Source organism: Geminicoccus flavidas (assembly GCF_009806515.1).
In the GTDB taxonomy this organism is placed as follows: Bacteria; Pseudomonadota; Alphaproteobacteria; order Geminicoccales; family Geminicoccaceae; genus Geminicoccus; species Geminicoccus flavidus.
Window position 1 is genome coordinate 1 of the sequence record NZ_WUJP01001030.1, and the last position, 16,015, is coordinate 16,015.

At 69.3% G+C, this 16,015-nt stretch carries 16 protein-coding genes and 1 riboswitch; of the genes, 8 read left to right on the forward strand and 8 right to left on the reverse strand.

Translation table 11 applies throughout. The features are described 5' to 3' along the window. The 5 genes from EQG76_RS29525 to EQG76_RS29545 all read left to right on the forward strand — a co-directional run. Positions 1-595 (forward strand): GNAT family N-acetyltransferase (locus EQG76_RS29525; RefSeq protein WP_235031618.1); only part of this gene is annotated, 595 nt, incomplete at its 5' end. A gap of 247 nt (positions 596-842) precedes the next feature. Continuing rightward, positions 843-1,046, forward strand: a riboswitch (cobalamin riboswitch). Between the two features lie 168 nt (positions 1,047-1,214). Then, a complete protein-coding gene (locus EQG76_RS29530) occupies positions 1,215-2,237 on the forward strand; it encodes an ABC transporter substrate-binding protein (protein ID WP_200841237.1) in 1,023 nt (340 codons plus the stop codon). Positions 2,238-2,286: 49 nt separating this feature from the next. Next, complete coding sequence (locus EQG76_RS29535; RefSeq protein WP_159718840.1) at positions 2,287-3,264, forward strand: FecCD family ABC transporter permease; 978 nt, start codon at positions 2,287-2,289, stop codon at positions 3,262-3,264. After that, on the forward strand, positions 3,261-4,055 hold the full coding sequence (locus EQG76_RS29540) for an ABC transporter ATP-binding protein (RefSeq protein ID WP_159718828.1): 795 nt from the start codon (positions 3,261-3,263) through the stop codon (positions 4,053-4,055). The genes EQG76_RS29535 and EQG76_RS29540 overlap by 4 nt, the downstream gene beginning before the upstream one ends. Continuing rightward, positions 4,052-4,519 (forward strand): pseudoazurin, encoded by a 468-nt coding sequence (locus EQG76_RS29545; protein WP_159718829.1) that lies wholly within the window; start codon positions 4,052-4,054, stop codon positions 4,517-4,519. The genes EQG76_RS29540 and EQG76_RS29545 overlap by 4 nt, the downstream gene beginning before the upstream one ends. Before the next feature lie 93 nt (positions 4,520-4,612). Here EQG76_RS29545 and EQG76_RS29550 read toward each other — a convergent pair whose 3' ends face one another. Next, complete coding sequence (locus tag EQG76_RS29550; RefSeq protein ID WP_159718830.1) at positions 4,613-5,296, reverse strand: protein-L-isoaspartate(D-aspartate) O-methyltransferase; 684 nt, start codon at positions 5,294-5,296, stop codon at positions 4,613-4,615. Between the two features lie 177 nt (positions 5,297-5,473). On the opposite strand from EQG76_RS29550, the gene EQG76_RS29555 reads away from it, so the two are divergent. Then, positions 5,474-5,980, forward strand: coding sequence for a flavin reductase family protein (locus EQG76_RS29555; RefSeq protein ID WP_159718831.1), 507 nt, complete (start codon positions 5,474-5,476; stop codon positions 5,978-5,980). 26 nt (positions 5,981-6,006) lie between these two features. On the opposite strand, the gene EQG76_RS29560 is transcribed toward EQG76_RS29555, so the two are convergent. The 5 genes from EQG76_RS29560 to EQG76_RS29580 all read right to left on the reverse strand — a co-directional run bounded on the left by EQG76_RS29560 (position 6,007) and on the right by EQG76_RS29580 (position 11,134). After that, entirely contained in the window at positions 6,007-7,323 is a 1,317-nt protein-coding gene (locus EQG76_RS29560) for a M20 family metallopeptidase (protein ID WP_159718832.1), read from the reverse strand. Positions 7,324-7,398: 75 nt separating this feature from the next. After that, the gene (locus tag EQG76_RS29565; RefSeq protein ID WP_159718833.1) at positions 7,399-8,157 is read right to left on the reverse strand and encodes an N-formylglutamate amidohydrolase; all 759 of its coding nucleotides are present in this window, start codon (positions 8,155-8,157) and stop codon (positions 7,399-7,401) included. Between the two features lie 44 nt (positions 8,158-8,201). Beyond that, the gene (locus EQG76_RS29570) at positions 8,202-9,533 is read right to left on the reverse strand and encodes a glutamine synthetase family protein (protein WP_159718834.1); all 1,332 of its coding nucleotides are present in this window, start codon (positions 9,531-9,533) and stop codon (positions 8,202-8,204) included. Continuing rightward, a complete protein-coding gene (locus EQG76_RS29575) occupies positions 9,530-10,183 on the reverse strand; it encodes a cysteine hydrolase family protein (RefSeq protein WP_159718835.1) in 654 nt (217 codons plus the stop codon). The genes EQG76_RS29570 and EQG76_RS29575 overlap by 4 nt, the downstream gene beginning before the upstream one ends. Positions 10,184-10,222: 39 nt before the next feature. Next, positions 10,223-11,134 carry a MurR/RpiR family transcriptional regulator gene (locus EQG76_RS29580; protein WP_159718836.1) on the reverse strand — a complete coding sequence of 304 codons (912 nt, stop codon included), beginning with the start codon at positions 11,132-11,134 and terminating at the stop codon, positions 10,223-10,225. A 708-nt stretch (positions 11,135-11,842) separates the two neighbouring features. On the opposite strand from EQG76_RS29580, the gene EQG76_RS29585 reads away from it, so the two are divergent. Further along, positions 11,843-13,306, forward strand: a complete 1,464-nt coding sequence (locus EQG76_RS29585; protein WP_159718837.1) for a CAP domain-containing protein — start codon at positions 11,843-11,845, stop codon at positions 13,304-13,306. Positions 13,307-13,309: 3 nt separating this feature from the next. Here EQG76_RS29585 and EQG76_RS29590 read toward each other — a convergent pair whose 3' ends face one another. Together EQG76_RS29590 and EQG76_RS29595 are read right to left on the reverse strand one after the other, a co-directional pair. Next, positions 13,310-13,816, reverse strand: a complete 507-nt coding sequence (locus EQG76_RS29590; RefSeq protein ID WP_159718838.1) for a metallophosphoesterase — start codon at positions 13,814-13,816, stop codon at positions 13,310-13,312. Between the two features lie 66 nt (positions 13,817-13,882). Beyond that, positions 13,883-14,368 (reverse strand): YciE/YciF ferroxidase family protein, encoded by a 486-nt coding sequence (locus EQG76_RS29595; RefSeq protein ID WP_159718839.1) that lies wholly within the window; start codon positions 14,366-14,368, stop codon positions 13,883-13,885. Between the two features lie 279 nt (positions 14,369-14,647). Here EQG76_RS29595 and EQG76_RS29600 point away from each other — a divergent pair, with 279 nt between their 5' ends. Next, positions 14,648-15,931, forward strand: coding sequence for a cystathionine gamma-synthase family protein (locus EQG76_RS29600; protein WP_159718841.1), 1,284 nt, complete (start codon positions 14,648-14,650; stop codon positions 15,929-15,931). The last annotated feature ends 84 nt before the right edge of the window (positions 15,932-16,015 follow it).

The window sequence follows — 16,015 nt, forward strand, 5'->3', positions numbered from 1 at the left end:
CCTGGAGGCGGGCATGTGGCTGACGGTGATCGGCGCCGAAGCCGCCGCCCACCTGCCGGTTCTTCCCCCGTCGATGCAGAAGCTGGGCGACGAGCATCTGATGGAGGCCGATCTGCCGCTCGCTGCCGAGGCGGCAGCAAAGGTCCAGGTCGCCGAGATCGAGGGACCGGAGGCGGTCACGGCGTTCAACCGGCTGGCGCTGTTCGCGAGGATCCCAGGTGATCGGGTAGATCGCGCCCAGGCTGCGTTCTTCCGTGCCGACTACCAGGGCGAGCCGGCGGCGGCAGCCCGGTTCGGCTGGGCTGGCCCTGACCTGGTCGTGGTCGACCATGTGCTGACCCTGCCGGCATTCCGGCGCCGCGGGATGGGCGAGACGCTGATGGCGGCCATGGCCGCCAGGGCAGGCCGGGAAGGTGCCAAGCGCATGCTGCTGATCTCATCGCAGCAGGGCCGGCGGCTGTACGAACGCATCGGCTTTCGGACGCTGGCGCCGGTCGTGGTCTATCAGGATGGCGGCGAGGATGCGGACGAGCGGGCTACGTCGGGAACTGGGGTGCGAGCCGTCGATGCTGCGATGCGGGACTGCGAAGGCTGAACGTCGGAAGGTCCGCCAGTACAGTCGGGCGAAGTGGCTGGGGTTGGCGTAGCCCCTGGAACGCGTGTAGCAGCCGGAGGTCGTTTCTGGGACGAAGAGGACGATGCTGGTGCCGCTGCGGTAGAGCACGCGGAGCCTGGGCCGGCCGCCGGGGCCTGCGGCTGCTGGCAGGGACGGATTGGCGGCGCCCGGGCTGGCGCTCTAGGTGCCGGTCCGGGTCGGTGCTGGACGCCGGGGCGTCGGGCCGCGTAAGAAGGTTGCCGACGGTTCCCTCGGGATGAAAAAGGGAACGCGGTGCAGGTGGAGCGATCCATCCCAAGCCGCGGCTGCCCCCGCAACTGTAAGTGGCGAGTAACGCGTCATGATGCCACTGGGCCCGTGCCGGCCCGGGAAGGTGATGCGACCACGACGACCCACAAGCCAGGAGACCTGCCGTCACCATCAGGTCCATGACCTCGAGCGGGGATGCTCAGGAGGGCTTCATGACGGTCGGCAGCGCGTCCTTGCGCTTCTCATCGCATATCCGCCTCGGCGGTCGGGGCCATCTGGCCGGATCGAGCGGCGGGGCCAGTCCTGACCATCGGACGCTCGCATCATGTGTTCGAAGGACAGGTCGATGATGCCATCTCCCGTGCGGCCATTGCTCGGCACCGCCGCCCTCCTGCTCGCGTGCTCGTCGAGTGCGGCACTCGCGCAAGCCCGGCCCTATCCCGTGACGCTGCAGAACTGCGGCCAGGAGCTGACGTTCACCAGGGCGCCCGAGCGTGCGGTGGTGATCGGCCAGAGCACGACCGAGATCCTCTATCTGCTGGGCGTGGCGGATCACGTCGCCGGCACGGCACTGTGGGTCAGCCCGGTGCTGGAAGGATTGGCGGCGGTGAACGCCAAGGTGGAGCGCCTGGCCGACAACGACCCGAGCTTCGAGAGCGTGGTCGGCAAGAAGCCGGACCTGGTGGCGACCCAGTTCCAGTGGCAGGTCGGCCCCGAGGGCGTGATCGCCACGCCGGAGCAGTTCGCGGAGCTGGGCATCCCGGTCTACACCTCGCCGGCGGACTGCGTCGGCAAGGACAATTCCGGTGGCGGCGACGGGGTGCGCACCGCGAAGTTCACCATGGATCTGGTCTACCAGGAGATCGACGACCTGGCCCGCATCTTCGGTGTGGAGGAACATGGCCAGGCGCTGATCGCCGAGATCAGGGACCGCGAGACGGCAGCCAGGGCCAGACTCGGAGGGCTGGACGGCAAAGTCTCGGCCGTCTTCTGGTTCTCCAGCGCCGAGCTGGACATCGACCCTTACGTAGCCGGGCAGAGCGGTGCCCCGGGCTACATGATGTCGGCGCTGGGCGTGACCAACGTCATCGAGAGCGAGGAAGAGTGGCCTACGGTCGGCTGGGAGACGATCGCCCGGGCGAACCCAACGGTCATCGTCGCCGGCAAGATGGAGCGCCGCCGCTTTCCCGCCGACGACATCGCGGTGAAGCGGGAGTTCCTGCGCACCGATCCGGTCGCGAGCCAGATGGAGGCGGTCCGGCAGGGCCACGTGGTCGAGATGGATGCGCAGGCCATGAACCCGACGATCCGCACGATCCAGGGCATGGAAGTCCTGGCCGACGCCCTGATCGCAGCAGGCTTGGGCAAGTAGGGATCAGCCGACCGTGACGTGGCGTCGCCTCGCGGCCGGCGGGCTGGCCATGCTCGTCCTTCTGGCGGCCCTGGCCATGGGTGCCGCCATCGGCGAGACCCGCATCCCGCTCGACGTGGTTGGCAAGACGCTGGCCAACCGGCTGTGGGGAGCCGGTTACGGGCTCGACCCGATCGACGAGGGGGTGGTCTGGCACTATCGCGTGGCGCGCGCACTCGTCGCCGCTGCCTGCGGTGCTGCGCTCGCGGTGTGCGGCGCGGTCCTGCAGTCGATGTTGCGCAATGCCCTGGCCGATCCCTACCTGCTGGGCATCTCCGCCGGCGCGTCGAGCGGTGCAGTGTCGGTGGCGATCCTCGGGCTGGGAGGCGGCTTCCTGTCGCTCTCGCTGGGAGCACTGATTGGCGCCCTGGTGGCGTTTGGGCTGGTGGCGCTCCTGGCACTGAAGGCCGGCCGCGGTGCCGCGGCGATCATCCTGGCGGGCATCGCCGGCTCCCAGCTCTTCAGCGCGTTGACCTCCTTCATCGTGACCAAGTCGGCCAATGCCGAGCAGGCGCGCGGGATCATGTTTTGGCTGCTCGGCAACCTGTCCGGGGTCCGCTGGCCGGATGTCGGCCTGGCGCTGCCGGTGGCGCTCATCGGCTGCCTCGTCTGCATCGCGCATGCCCGAGCACTGGATGCCTTCGCCTTTGGCGCCAATGCCGCGGCGGCACTCGGCATCGCGGTGCGGCGGATGCAGGTGATCATGTTCGGCGCCACCGCGCTGATGACCGCGATCATGGTCTCGATCGTGGGCTCGATCGGCTTCGTGGGCTTGGTCATCCCCCATGCGGCGCGCGCCCTGGTGGGCGTGCGCCACCATGCGCTGCTGCCCGTATCGGCCCTGCTGGGCGCCGTGTTCATGATCGCCGCCGACATCCTGTCGCGCACGATCATCCCGGGCCAGGTCCTCCCGATCGGGGTGATGACCGCCCTGTTCGGCGCTCCGGCCTTCGCGGTGATCCTGATGCAGCGCCCGGTGACACGGTGATGCTGGCTGCCCGCAACCTGACTTGGCGTGCCGGCGGCCGCACCATCCTGAGCGGGATCTCGCTGATGGCGGCCGAGAGCGAGTTCCTGGCGATCGTCGGGCCGAATGGATCCGGCAAGTCCAGCCTGCTCACCCTGCTGGCCGGCCTGCGCCCGCCACGTGCCGGCCAGGTCCTGCTCCGCGGCGTCGACCTGCAGGATATCCGCCGGCGCGACGTCGCGCGGGTCATCGCCCTGGTCGAGCAGCAGGCGGAGACCGGCGAGCGCCTGACCGCGCGCCAGGCGGTGAAGCTCGGCCGCACTCCGCATCTGGGGCCGCTGCGTCCCTGGTCCAGGCAGGACGACCGGATCGTGGACGCAGCACTGGCCTCGGTCGGCATGACCGGATTCGCGTCGCGCCCGTGGCCCTCCCTGTCCGGTGGCGAGCGCCAGCGCCTGCACATCGCCCGTGCCCTGGCCCAGGCGCCCCGGATCCTGATCCTGGACGAGCCGACCAACCATCTCGACGTCGAGCACCAGCTCGGCCTGCTCGAACTCGTGCGCGCACGCGACCTGACGGTGATCGCCGCCCTGCACGACCTTAATCACGCCGCCATGTTCGCCGACCGGATCGCCGTGCTCGACCGGGGCCGGCTGGTGGCGACCGGCCGCCCGGCGGAGATCCTGACCCCCCGGCTCCTGGCCGAGATCTTCCATGTCGACGCCCGAGTCGAGCCTGGCCCCGACGGGCGCTGCTTCATCCGCCTGCTCGGCGTGTCTCGGCCCGCTCCTGAGGAATGCCCGGCCCGATGACCGCCGGTCGCCTGCTGCTCGCCGCCGCGATCCTGATCCTCGCCACCGGCCCCGGCCGCGCCGAGGTGATCGAGGTGCGCATGCTCAATCGCGGCCTGCACGGCTCGATGGTGTTCGAACCGGACTATGTCGAGCTCCGGCCCGGCGACACGCTGCAGTTCCGGGTCGGCCATCGCAGCCACAACGCCGCCTCGATCGACGGCATGGTTCCGGACGGCCATCCGGGCTTCAAGGGCCAGATCGACGAGGAGATCGCCGTGGCGCTGGACCAGCCCGGCATCTACGGGATCAAGTGCTCGCCCCATTTCGGCATGGGCATGGTGATGCTGGTCCGGGTCGGCGAAGTCGAGCTGCCGGCCGAGATCCAGGATGCGAACCTGCCGGGCCGCGCCAGGAAGCGCTTTGCCGAGATCCTGGAACGCGCGCTCCGGAGCAATGCGGTCAGACGGAAAACCGGCTCTTGAACGAGCTGGCCTGAGGGGGATCGGGCTGGAGCCCGGCGGCACTGCCCGATTCCCCGACATGGGCGGCGTCAGGTCTTCCACCCCCTCCCGCCCTCAATCGGGAGGTTCGGGCTCCGCTCCGGATGTGGCCGGAGCCGGCCAGCCTTCGGCGCCGATCAGCGGGACGAACCAGACAGCACCCAGGTCCTCCTCGCGAAAGCGGGTCTCGCTCTGCCTGGTGAGCTTGAGCAGGCGCTGCTCGCCGCCCGGTCCTACCGGCATGACCAGCCGACCGTCGGTCGCGAGCTGCCGCTTGAGCGTGGCCGGCACGATGGGTCCGCCGGCCGCTGCGATGATCGCGTCGAAGGGGGCCGCTTCCGGCCAGCCGAGCGAGCCGTCGCCCAGGTGGACCTGGACGTTGCGGTACTTCATGAGCTCCAGGCGGGTCCGGGCGATCTCGGTCAGGCGCGGGTGCCGCTCGATCGTGTGCACTTCCCGCACGATCTCGGCCATGATCGCGGCGGCATAGCCCGAGCCCGTGCCGATCTCCAGTGCCCGGTCGTCCGGCTGGAGCTCGGCGGCCTGCAGCATCATGGCGACCACGAATGGCTGCGAGATGGTCTGGCCCTCGCCGATCGGCAGCGGGCCGTCGACATAGGCGGCGTCGCGCTGGCTCTCGGCGATGAACCTCTCGCGCGGCACGCTGGCCATCGCGGCCAGCACGCGCGGGTCGGTGATGCCGCGGCCCTTGAGCTGCCGCTCGACCATCCGTGCCCGGGCGAGCACCAGGTCCGTCATCGTCCAGCTCCCGCCTGCCCGGACCCTCGCCGCCCTTGGCCGCAGCCCGCCAGGGTTTCAGGAACGCCCGTCCTGCCACGAGGTTGCGGCTCTGGCGGCGTGCCACGCTGCTTGCCGATCGGCGGAAAACGCAGGACACCGACGCGAGCGGCGGGCGTGAACGGGCGGGAGAAGCGGGTGAGCGTGAACCGGGTGTCCTATATCGACGGGATGCGCCGCCTAGCGGCCAGCGTGACGATCGTGACCACCGGCCGGGCACCCGACCGGTTCGGCCTCACCGCGACCGCGGTGACCTCAGTTTCCGCCGACCCGCCGACCCTGCTCGCCTGCATCAACCGCGATTCCGATTCCTACCGCCCGATCCTGCACCATCGCCGCTTTGCGGTGAATCTGCTCCGCCCCGAGCATGGCGAGCTGGCGAGCCGGTTCGGCGGCCGCTTCGCCGAGAGCGGTGAGCCGCGCTTTGCCGCCGGCAACTGGGTGACGGGCCGGCACGGCGTGCCGGTGCTGGCCGACGCGCTGGTCGCCTTCGAGTGCGCACTGGAAACCGTCCATGACGGCGCCAGCCATGGCATCCTGCTGGGCCAGGTCCTCTCCGTCACCTTGAACGGCAGCGGCAGCCCGCTGCTCTGGTTCGAGGGCGACCTCGCCCAGGCCACGCGCCTGGTGCCGGCCGGCGACTGAGCACCGGCCGGCGGGCTTGGCAGCGGTCAGCGGACCCCGCACCAGTCGATGACCACACTGGCGATCACCTTGGTGGCCTCGACCAGCGAGCCGAGGTCGACATATTCGTCGACGCCGTGGAAGCCATCGCCCGACGGGCCGTAGATCACGCCATCCACCCCTGCCCCTGCATAATGGGCGGCGTCGCAGACCGCGACGAAGCCCCGGATCTCGGGTGCCTTGCCGAGCCTGGTCTTGTGCTCGACCAGCGAGGTGACCAGTGGGTGGTCGACCGGCGTGTTCAAGGCCGGGAAATGCAGCCCGCCCAGTTCCCACTGCACGGTGGGCGGATGGTCGCGCAGCCAGGCATCGGTCTGGGCGAAGTGATGGACGAAGGTCTCGAAGTCGCGGCGGACCTCGGCCGAACTCTCGTTCGGCAGGAACTTCATGTCCAGGTCCAGCACCACGACGTCGGGGATGATCGCCGGGTTGGTCATGATCGTCGGCAGGCCATTCTCGCCAAGGCCGGCACCGCCCTGGATCACGCCGACATTGATCGTGTTCAGCCCGACCGGCACCAGCGGATGGTCCTTGGCCCGGCCACGGTCGTTCTCGTAGTGGCGCAGCGCCTGCATGAAGCGGTTGGCCAGGTCGATCGCGTTCACGCCCGGCTCCAGCCGGTCGGGCGTGTGCCGCTGCGGGTAGATCTCGTTGTAGCGCCAGCCGGCATGGGCGGTGCGGCCGCGGATGGTGACCCGCACCCATTCGAGTCCGCCCTCGGCGGGCAGCACGTCGCCCCAGGTGGGCTCGGCGACCAGCACCGCCTTGGCGAGCTTGCCGCGCTTGACCGCGTCCATGGCGCCAAAGCCGCCGGCCTCCTCGTCGACCACCGCATGGAGCGCCAGCCGTCCTTCCAGCTCTAGCCCGGCGCGGCGGATTGCCCGGGCAGCCGCGATGCAGGCGGCCACCCCGCCCTTCATGTCGATGGCACCCCGGCCGTAGAGCCGGCCGTCCCTGACCTCGCCGCCGAACGGGTCGACCGTCCAGTCCGACGCGGCGCCCACCGGGACCACGTCGATATGGCCGCACAGGATCAGGCTGCGCTCCTCGGTGCCAGGACGCTCGCCCACCAGGTTCGGCCGGCCCGGCAGGACGTCCCACTGCTCGGTGGCAAAGCCTTCCTCCTGCAGGATCGGCTCCAACAGTGCCTGCAGTTCCGCCTCGCGGTTGATCGCCGGGTCCGTCTCGAATTTCGGGTTGACGGTGGGCACCCGCACCATCCGGCTGGTCAGGTCGACCAGCCAGTCGCGCTCGGCATCGATCTGCGCCTGCACGGCCGCGATCGCGGCGTTCCGGCCCGACATGAAGGCTCCTTTCTCGTAACGGCCGCTCATTCCCGGCGGCTCACCACATCATGGGCGGCGCTGCCCGCACCTTGCTCACGCGACTTCTTCCAGGGCCGCGCGCAGTCGCTCCACCCACTCCGCCACCCCCGCCTCGTCCCGGATCAGGTCGTGGCGGATCTCCACCAGGATCGCCGGCAGCGCCCGGTCGGTGCCGTAGACCGGCAGGGCGTAGTCGGTTTCGCGATCCACCTGGTAGGGCTGGTTGGTGCCGATCACCAGCTGGCGGTCCTTCGCCAGAGCCCCCACCAGCTGGAGTGCCAGCTCCTCCGAGCGGTCAAACAGGATGCCGGCGTGCCAGGGGCGCCGCTCGCCCAGGAACACCGGCGTGAAGCTGTGGATGGTGACGATCCGGGTCGGCAGCCCCGCTTCCCGGCGCCGGTCCAGGAAGGACGCGACCCGGCGGTGAAACGGCTCGAAGATCCGGGTGCGCCGGCGCAGGATCTCGGCGGGCGGCAGGTCGCGATTGCCGGGGATGTCGGTGGCTTCCGAACGCTCAGGGATGCTGGACGGCACGCCGAACGGCCGGTTCAGGTCGACCAGCAGGCGCGAATAGGTGCCGAGGAAGGCCGGTGCATCCAGGGCCCGGGACAGGCCGCGCGTGACCGCCTCGGCACCGATGTCCCAGGCGATGTGCCGCTCCAGATCGGCCGGCGCCAGGCCCAGGCCGCGATACTCGGCCGGCAGGTGCCGGGAGGCATGCTCGCAGATCAGGACGGTGGGCGCACTGCCGGCCTCGTTCAGGACGACCACCGGCTCGGGCCAGTCGCCGGCTGCGCTCCCTGGCCCCGGCATCGCATCCGCAGCTAGCCCGTCCCCCAACACCGATCCGTCCGCCATCAATAGAGCGCTCGGTAGATCGCGCAGATCTCGGACTCGTCCCGGCCGTCCAGACGGGCGATCTCGGCCCGCTTGACCGCCAGGTAGCTCTCGACCAGTTCCGGCCCGAACCAGCCGGTCACGGTGGCATCAGCCTCAAAGGCGGCCAGCGCCTCCTCTAGCGAGAGCGGCAGGCGGCGCAGGCCTAGGCGGTGGCACTCCGCCGGATCCATCAGGGCCGGATCGCCGCTGACCACCGGCGGAGGGGTCAGCCGTTCGGTGATGCCGGCGAGCCCGGCCCGGACCAGTGCTGCCAGCGCCAGGTAAGGGTTGGCGGTGGCATCGGCCGCCCGATACTCGACGTTGAACTGCCGGGCGACGTCCCGCCCGCCGATCCGGACCGCCGGGCAGATCCGCAAGGTCGCCTCGCGGTCGCGCTCGCCCAGCCAGGTGTAGGATGCGCTCCAGTTGTGCGGGGCCAGGCGGTAATAGGAGGGGACGCTCGCCGCGGTCAGTGCGGTCAGTGCCGGCAGGTGGCGCAGCACGCCGGCCAGGAACGCCAGGGCGACCTCGGACAGGCCGCCCGGTCCGGCCGCGTCGTGCATGGCCGGTCGGCCCGCTTCATCCAGGAAACTGAAATGGATGTGCACGCCGTTGCCGACCCCGCCCCGCTCCGGCTTCGGCGTGAAGCTGGCGCGCCGGCTGAGATGCAGCGCCACCTCGCGGACGATCTCGCGGATGGCCACGGCCCGGTCCGCGGCGGCCAGCGCGTCGGCCGGCGCATGGATCACCTCGAACTGGTGCGGGCCGTACTCGGCCAGCACCATCTCCGGCTCGATCCCGGCCTGCTCCATGGCCGCCATCAGGCGTGGCGCGAACGGGTCGGCGGCGCGCAACGCGCCGAACGAGAAGGCATGGCCGGGCGGCGTGGCGGGATCGGCCGGTGCGAGCTGGAATTCCTGCTCGAAGGTCGCCTGCAGGCGCAGGCCGGTGGCTTCCTGCAGCGCGGCGAGCGCGGCCTTGAGCTGGCTGCGCGGGCAGCAGGACCAGGGCGTGCCGTCCAGTTCGGTGAGGTCGCCCATCACCATGTCGAACAGGGTGGGTGCCCCGGTCCGGTCGGTCGAGAACCGCGCCTCCATGTCCGGGATGATCCGCAGGTCACCGGTCGAGCCCCAGGGATTCGGATCGGCGATCACGTTGAAGGCGGTCAGGCACAGATTGGCCGGGACCCAGCCCACGCCGGTCTGGGCGATCCGGTCGAGCCGGTCATGGGTCACCGGCCGGCCGCGGGTGATCGCGGCCAGATCGGTCGTGACGATGCTGGCGAGCGGGGTCGTGTTCCAGTCGGTCATCGCTGCGCCTCCGTGCCGAGCGCCTTGAAGCGCGTCTCGACCGTGGCCGTGTCCGTGACCCAGCAATAGCCGCCGAATGCCTTCAGAGCAGTGGCATGCCGCTCCGGCGTGGGTGCGGCGCAGGCATCGGCCACGCAGGTGACGAGGTAGCCGCGATCGGCACCGTCGCGCACCGTCATGTCGACGCACTGGTCGGTCAGCACGCCCGCCACCACCAGGTGCCGGATGCCCAGATTCTTCAGGAGATAGTCGAGGTTGGTGGAGTTGAAGACGCCGGACGAGGTCTTGGGCAGCATGATCTCGTCGCCCACCGGCGCCAGCTCCGGCGGCGGTAGCCCCTCAGGCAGGCTCGGCGGGATGTGGATCGGCGTGAGCTTGTGGTCGAGCGAGCGGTCGCGGCCGTCCTCAGTCAGGCTCTGGATGATGGTGTGCAGCACCTCCACGCCCGAAGCGCGCGCCGCGGCCAGGAGCCGGCGCTGGTTCGGGATCACCACTTCGCGGTTAATCTTGTAGAAATAATGGTCAGGCCCCCAGTCGGCATGGTCGGGGTCGAGCCCCGGCTCCAGCCAGATGCGCTGCATGTCCACCAGGAGCAGTGCCGTCCTGCCCCGGGCATAGGGCTCATCGCGGCGCGGCAGGGTCTCGGTCATCTGCGCAACATTCTCCAGGTCGATGGATGGGCCGATGGTTCAGGATGGTAGCGGCTTGCGGCGCCGTCCGGCAGCGGCCGCGGGCGGTTCTGGCGTCGGGCCGTCCAGAGTGACGGCATTGGCGTGGCGGATCCGCTCGACCTCCGCGATGCGCCGCCGCGCCGGCTCGTCCAGCCGGGCGATCGCGTGGGCCAGCAGGGCCTCCATCTGCGCCACCACCGGTGCTAGCGTGTCGTAGGGCGAGCCCGCCTCGATGGGTGCCACCAGCACCACCTCGGCGGTCTCGGCGATCGGCGAGCGCCAGGGATCGGTGAATAGGACGACCGCGGCACCGCGCTCGGCGGCCTGTCGGGCAAACGCGATCACGTCGGCCTGGTAGCGGCGATAGTCGAACACAATCAGGAGATCGCGCCGGCCAAGATCGACCAGCCGGTCGAAGTCGACCGGCGACAGGATGCCCAGGTCCTGCACGCCCGGCCGGAGCTGGCCCAGATAGCTCGCCAGCATGGCGCCGACATTGCGGCTGAACCGGCCGCCCAGCACCAGGACACTGCCCCGGGTCTCCCAGATCAGCCGGGTGGCCCGCTCGTAGCTGTGGACCGGCGTGGCTGCGCGCAGGTCGTCCAGGTTGCGCAGCACGGTGGCGAGATAGGCCTGGCCGATGCTGTCGGCAGCGCCGGACAGGCGCTTGGCCTCCATCATCAGGAGCGGCGAGCGCAGCCTGGCCTCCACTTCCTCTAGGAGTTCCGCCTGAAACGCGGGGAAGCCCTCGTAGCCGAGCTTGACCACCAGGCGCACCACGGTCGGGTCGCTCACGCCGGCGCGCCGGGCCAGGCTGGTGGCGGTGCCCAGCCCGGACATCGGGTAGTCGGCGAGCAGGACCTGGACGATCTTCGCCTCCGAGGGAGTAAGCGACAGGCCGGCCTGCGACAGGCGATCACGCAATCCCATCCGTTCTCCGCCGAAACGCGCTGCCCGCTGCGACCATGGCGGCGCCGACCATGGACCAGCCGGCGGGGATAGTGAAGAGGAACCGACAGAAACTGACCGGATCACTGTCCTTGACAGGCGATCGACAACCACGGGCGTCCAGTGGCCCCTGTCGGTCGACTGGGAAGATTGCATGAAGATGAACGAGTTGAGCCGGACGCAGAGCAGCCGGCTCCTGGGGCGGATCGCGCAATGATGGAATTACAGAAGGTGCGGTTGCAGACAGCCACTGGCTTGCCCGGTTCCGGCCGGCGGACTGGTAGGCGGTCGGACTGGCGGAGCCGGGGCTCGACTTCGGGATGCAGCCTGCCGCAAGAGCAACGGGCATTCCACGGAACTGGCAACTTTACCTCCCGGACCTACCTGAAGTTGCAGATCTCTATTCAAATACCAGCAGTGATAGTAAACATTTAGCATTCTATGTCCCAAGTATTTAATATTAAATGAGACATAACCCAATTTAATTATTTCCGGTAATTATGTTCTAGCGAATCAGGCGAAAGTGCAGGAACATCCCCGGACGGGCCGAACCTGCTGGATCACGATGCCGGGATCGCGTGCCACGTGAACCAGGCGCCGGATGCCAGGAGCATGCGCAACCCAAGCCGAGCGCCCCACGACGGCCGGGCCCCTCAGGACGATCCCGACGAACGGACAAGGACAAGCTACGTGCCGACGCAACCTACCGCCGACGAGCAGTACCTGCTCGAGCTCGTCAACATTGAGCGCGCCAAGGCCGGCGTGCAGCCGCTCGCCTTCGACCTGAACCTGAACAGCGCCGCCGACAGCCACACCGCCTGGATGCTCGCGACCGACACCTTCTCGCACAGCGGTGCGGGCAGCTCGAATGTCGGCGACCGGATCGAGGCCGCCGGCTATACTGGCTGGAATACATGGGCCGAGAACATCGCCATGCAGTCGGTGGGTGGTCCCGCCGGCCTGCGCGACGAGGCCGACCGGATGCATGTCGGGCTCATGAACAGCCCCGGCCACCGCGCGAACATCCTGAACGGCAACCTGCGCGAAATCGGCATCGGCCTGCAGTCCGGCGAGTACAAGGGCGGCACGGCGGCCATGGTCACCGAAGTATTCGGCCGCCAGGGCGGCCCGGCGATCCTGACCGGCGTGGCCTTCAAGGACGCTGACGGCGACAAGGGCTATGATCCGGGCGAGGGACTGGGCAACGTGACAGTCAAGGTGACCGGCAGCGGCGGCAGCTTCACCACCCAGACCATGGCCACCGGCGGTTACCAGCTCGACCTGGCGGCGGGCAGCTGGACAGTCACCTTCTCCGGCAACGGCGTAAGCCAGACCCGGCAGGTCACCATGGGCACCCAGAACCTGAAGCTGGACGCGAGCGGCACCGGAGCGACGCCGGCCCCGGAGCCCGAGCCGACGCCGACTCCCACGCCTCCTCCTGCTCCTGCGCCGGAGCCGGACAGCCTGCTCGACCTGCCCTACAGCCAGACGGCCACCACCACCAGACTCGGGACGAGCGGCAATGACCGGCTCTACGGCACCGATGGCCACAACCTGATCGATGGCAAGGCCGGCCAGGACTATCTGAGCGGCGGGCGCGGCGACGACACCTACCGGGTCGACAGCACCGGCGACACCGTCGTGGAAGGCCGTGGCAAGGGCGTGGACACCGTGCTGAGCAAGGCGAGCTGGCACCAGCTCTCGGCCCATGTCGAGAACCTGTTCCTGCAGGGCGACACGATGCAGGTCGGGATCGGCAACAGCATGGGCAACATCCTGAAGGGCAACGGGGTCGCCTCCTATCTGGACGGCGGGGCCGGCGACGACGTGCTGGTCGCGAGCAAGGGCAGCCAGACGCTGAAGGGCGGCGCGGGCGACGACCAGTTCGTGTTCGAGACCGCCGGGAGCGGCCGCCGGGTCACCGACTTCGAACCGGGCGAGGACCAGATCGACCTGCGCGACCTGTTCGAGGACTTCGACGGCGGCGTGCCAGCGCTCGGCAAACACGTCCTGCTGAAGGCCAACACCGTCGGCGGCACGGAGATCCGCGTCGACCTGGATGGGGCCGGCGGTGCCGCACCGAGCCTGGTGGCGACGCTGGACCAGGTAGCACCTGCGGATCTGCAGGCCGGGCGCGACCTGATCTGGTCGTGACCGTCAGGTGACGCGGTAGCGGCGCCCGGCCAGCATCGTCGCGAGGCTGACCGGGCGGAACTGCCAGGCATCCACGCCCACGTCGATCTGCCGGGTCAGCGGCTTCAGCCGACCATGGGAATGGCCGTGCAGGTCGATCGCACGCTTGCCCATCCCGTTCCAGGTGCGGAACGGGTAGTGGCAGAGGACCAGGCGCCGGCCTTCATCAGCGAGCTCGCGGTAATGCGCCACGCTGGACCAGGCGCTGGCCTCCAGCGTGGCGGGCCCGTCATTGTTGCCGATGATCAGGTGCTTGGTGCCGTTGAGCTGGGCGAGCAGGTCCTCGACCCGGGCCCGGTCACCCCGGGCGAAGTCGCCCAGGTGCCAGACCTCGTCCCCTGCTCCGACGGCCGCGTTCCACCGCTCCACCAGCGCCCGGTCGTGCTCGGCCAGCGAGCCGAACGGGCGCCGGTCGATGCGCAGGACGCGCGGGTCGCCGAAATGAGTGTCGGCGGTGAAGTACCAGGCCAAGCGTCCGCCTCGTGCGCTGGCGGGTCGATCAGCCGCCCGGCCCGCCGGGCGGGCGGCTGGCCCGGCTCACGCGGCCTTGGGGTTGATCGCATCCTCAGCCAGCTCGGACAGCGCCTCGTCGGTGCTTTCTTCCTCGGCCAGCGTCTCCTCCAGCAGGCCCTGGGCTTCGGTGTGACCGAGCTGCTTGGCCCAGGCGATCAGCGTGCCGTAGCGGGTGATCTCGTAATGCTCGACGGCCTGGGCCGCGGCGATCAGCCCCGCATCCAGGGCGCCACCCTGGAACTCGGTCATGATCTCCTCGCCTTCCGCGATGATGCCCTGGATCGCCTTGCACTCCACGCCCTGGGGCTGCTCGCCCAGTTGCTGGAAGACCTTTTCCAGGCGCTTCACTTGGTTCTTGGTTTCCTCCAGATGCACCGCGAACGCACCGCGCAGATCCTCGCTCTGCGCTGCCGCGGCCATCTGGGGCAGCGCCTTGATGATCGCGTTCTCCGCGAAATACGTGTCCTTCAACTGATGCAGAAACAGAGACTGCAGGTCCTTGTCCGCCACGTTCGTGCTCCGCTCCAGATAGGAAAGCACAGCCTCAACCTCGCGATGCCCGCACCGGTTCCGCCTGGCGCCCCTCGCCTGAACAGGATCGCGTCTCTCCTGGCGTGACCCTGTCCGGAAGACGTCCACCTGCCCGCCGATCGGGATGCAACGGACCCGCCTCGCACGCGTTCTGCCAGGCAGTGCGACGAAAGGGTCCCCTCAGCGGTGATTGCCCTGGACGAGGGGATGCCGCCACCCTTCCTGTCCGGGAGCCCAAGGAGAACAGCCATGCCGCCGATGACCCCCAAGCACTCCAAGCGGACCCATATCGGCAACCATCTGCTCCACCCCGAAACGCAGATGATGAATTACGGCTTCGACCCGTCTCTCTCGGAGGGTGCGGTCAAGCCGCCGGTCTTCCTGACCTCGACCTTCGTGTTCCGCACCGCCGAGGAAGGGCGCGACTTCTTCGACATGGTAGCCGGCCGCCGGGAGCCGCCGGCCGGCGAGAGCGGCGGCCTCGTCTATTCGCGCTTCAACCATCCCAACAGCGAGATCGTCGAGGACCGGCTGGCGGTGTTCGAACGGACGGAAAGCTGCGCGCTGTTCTCGTCCGGCATGTCGGCCATCTCCACCGCCATCCTGGCCTTCGCGCGCCCAGGCGACGTGGTGCTCCACTCGCAGCCGCTCTATGGCGGTACCGAGACGCTCCTCACCAAGACGCTCCTGCCGTTCGGCATCAGCGCGGTCGGGCTCGAGGATGGCACCGACGAGGCGGTGGTCCGCGCTGCTGCGGAGCGCGCCATGGGCCAGGGCCGCGTCTCGATGATCCTGGTCGAAACGCCTGCCAACCCGACCAACAACGTGGTCGACATCGCGATGCTGCGCCGTATCGCCGACGAGATCGGCAGCCGGCAGGGGCACACGCCGGTCTTCGCTTGCGACAACACCATGTTGGGGCCGGTGTTCCAGCGCCCGATCGAGCATGGCGCCGACCTGTCGCTCTACAGCCTGACCAAATATGTGGGCGGCCATTCCGACCTGATCGCCGGCGCTGCCCTCGGCTCCCGCGCTGTGATCCGGCCGATCAAGGCGCTGCGCGGCGCCATCGGCACGCAGCTCGACCCGCATTCCTGCTGGATGCTCGGGCGCTCGCTGGAAACGCTCAGCCTGCGCATGGAGCGCGCCGACCGCAACGCGCACGCGATCGCGGAATTCCTGCGCGACCACGCCAAGGTCGCCAAGGTCCACTACCTGCCGTTCAGCCCGCCGGATTCCGCGGCCGCGCGCATTTCCGCCGCCCAGTCGACGGGGGCCGGCTCGACCTTCTCCTTCGAAATCCAAGGCGGCCAGGCGGCGGCGTTTCGCTTCCTCAACGCGCTGCAGATCTTCAAGCTCGCGGTCAGCCTAGGCGGCACGGAATCCCTGGCGAGCCTGCCGGCGAGCATGACTCACTCGGGCGTGCCGGTGGAGGTGCGCGAACGGATGGGCGTGCTGGAATCCACCATCCGTCTGTCCATCGGCATCGAGCACCCGGACGACCTGATCGCCGACCTCGCCCAGGCGCTCGCAGCGGCCTGAGACGTGTGCAGGCGGCTAGGTGTTTGATCCCGCGGTGTGGTGGTACAGTTGACCATCATGCTGCGAGGGAGGCGCTATGGGCCA

Coding starts and splice junctions, on each gene's coding strand:
- EQG76_RS29530 (WP_200841237.1), top strand. CDS start 1,215: ATGCCATCTCCCGTGCGGCCATTGCTCGGCACCGCCGCCCTCCTGCTC.
- EQG76_RS29535 (WP_159718840.1), top strand. CDS start 2,287: ATGCTCGTCCTTCTGGCGGCCCTGGCCATGGGTGCCGCCATCGGCGAG.
- EQG76_RS29545 (WP_159718829.1), top strand. CDS start 4,052: ATGACCGCCGGTCGCCTGCTGCTCGCCGCCGCGATCCTGATCCTCGCC.
- EQG76_RS29550 (WP_159718830.1), bottom strand. CDS start 5,296: ATGACGGACCTGGTGCTCGCCCGGGCACGGATGGTCGAGCGGCAGCTC.
- EQG76_RS29560 (WP_159718832.1), bottom strand. CDS start 7,323: ATGTCGGGCCGGAACGCCGCGATCGCGGCCGTGCAGGCGCAGATCGAT.
- EQG76_RS29565 (WP_159718833.1), bottom strand. CDS start 8,157: ATGCCGGGGCCAGGGAGCGCAGCCGGCGACTGGCCCGAGCCGGTGGTC.
- EQG76_RS29570 (WP_159718834.1), bottom strand. CDS start 9,533: ATGACCGACTGGAACACGACCCCGCTCGCCAGCATCGTCACGACCGAT.
- EQG76_RS29575 (WP_159718835.1), bottom strand. CDS start 10,183: ATGACCGAGACCCTGCCGCGCCGCGATGAGCCCTATGCCCGGGGCAGG.
- EQG76_RS29580 (WP_159718836.1), bottom strand. CDS start 11,134: ATGGGATTGCGTGATCGCCTGTCGCAGGCCGGCCTGTCGCTTACTCCC.
- EQG76_RS29600 (WP_159718841.1), top strand. CDS start 14,648: ATGACCCCCAAGCACTCCAAGCGGACCCATATCGGCAACCATCTGCTC.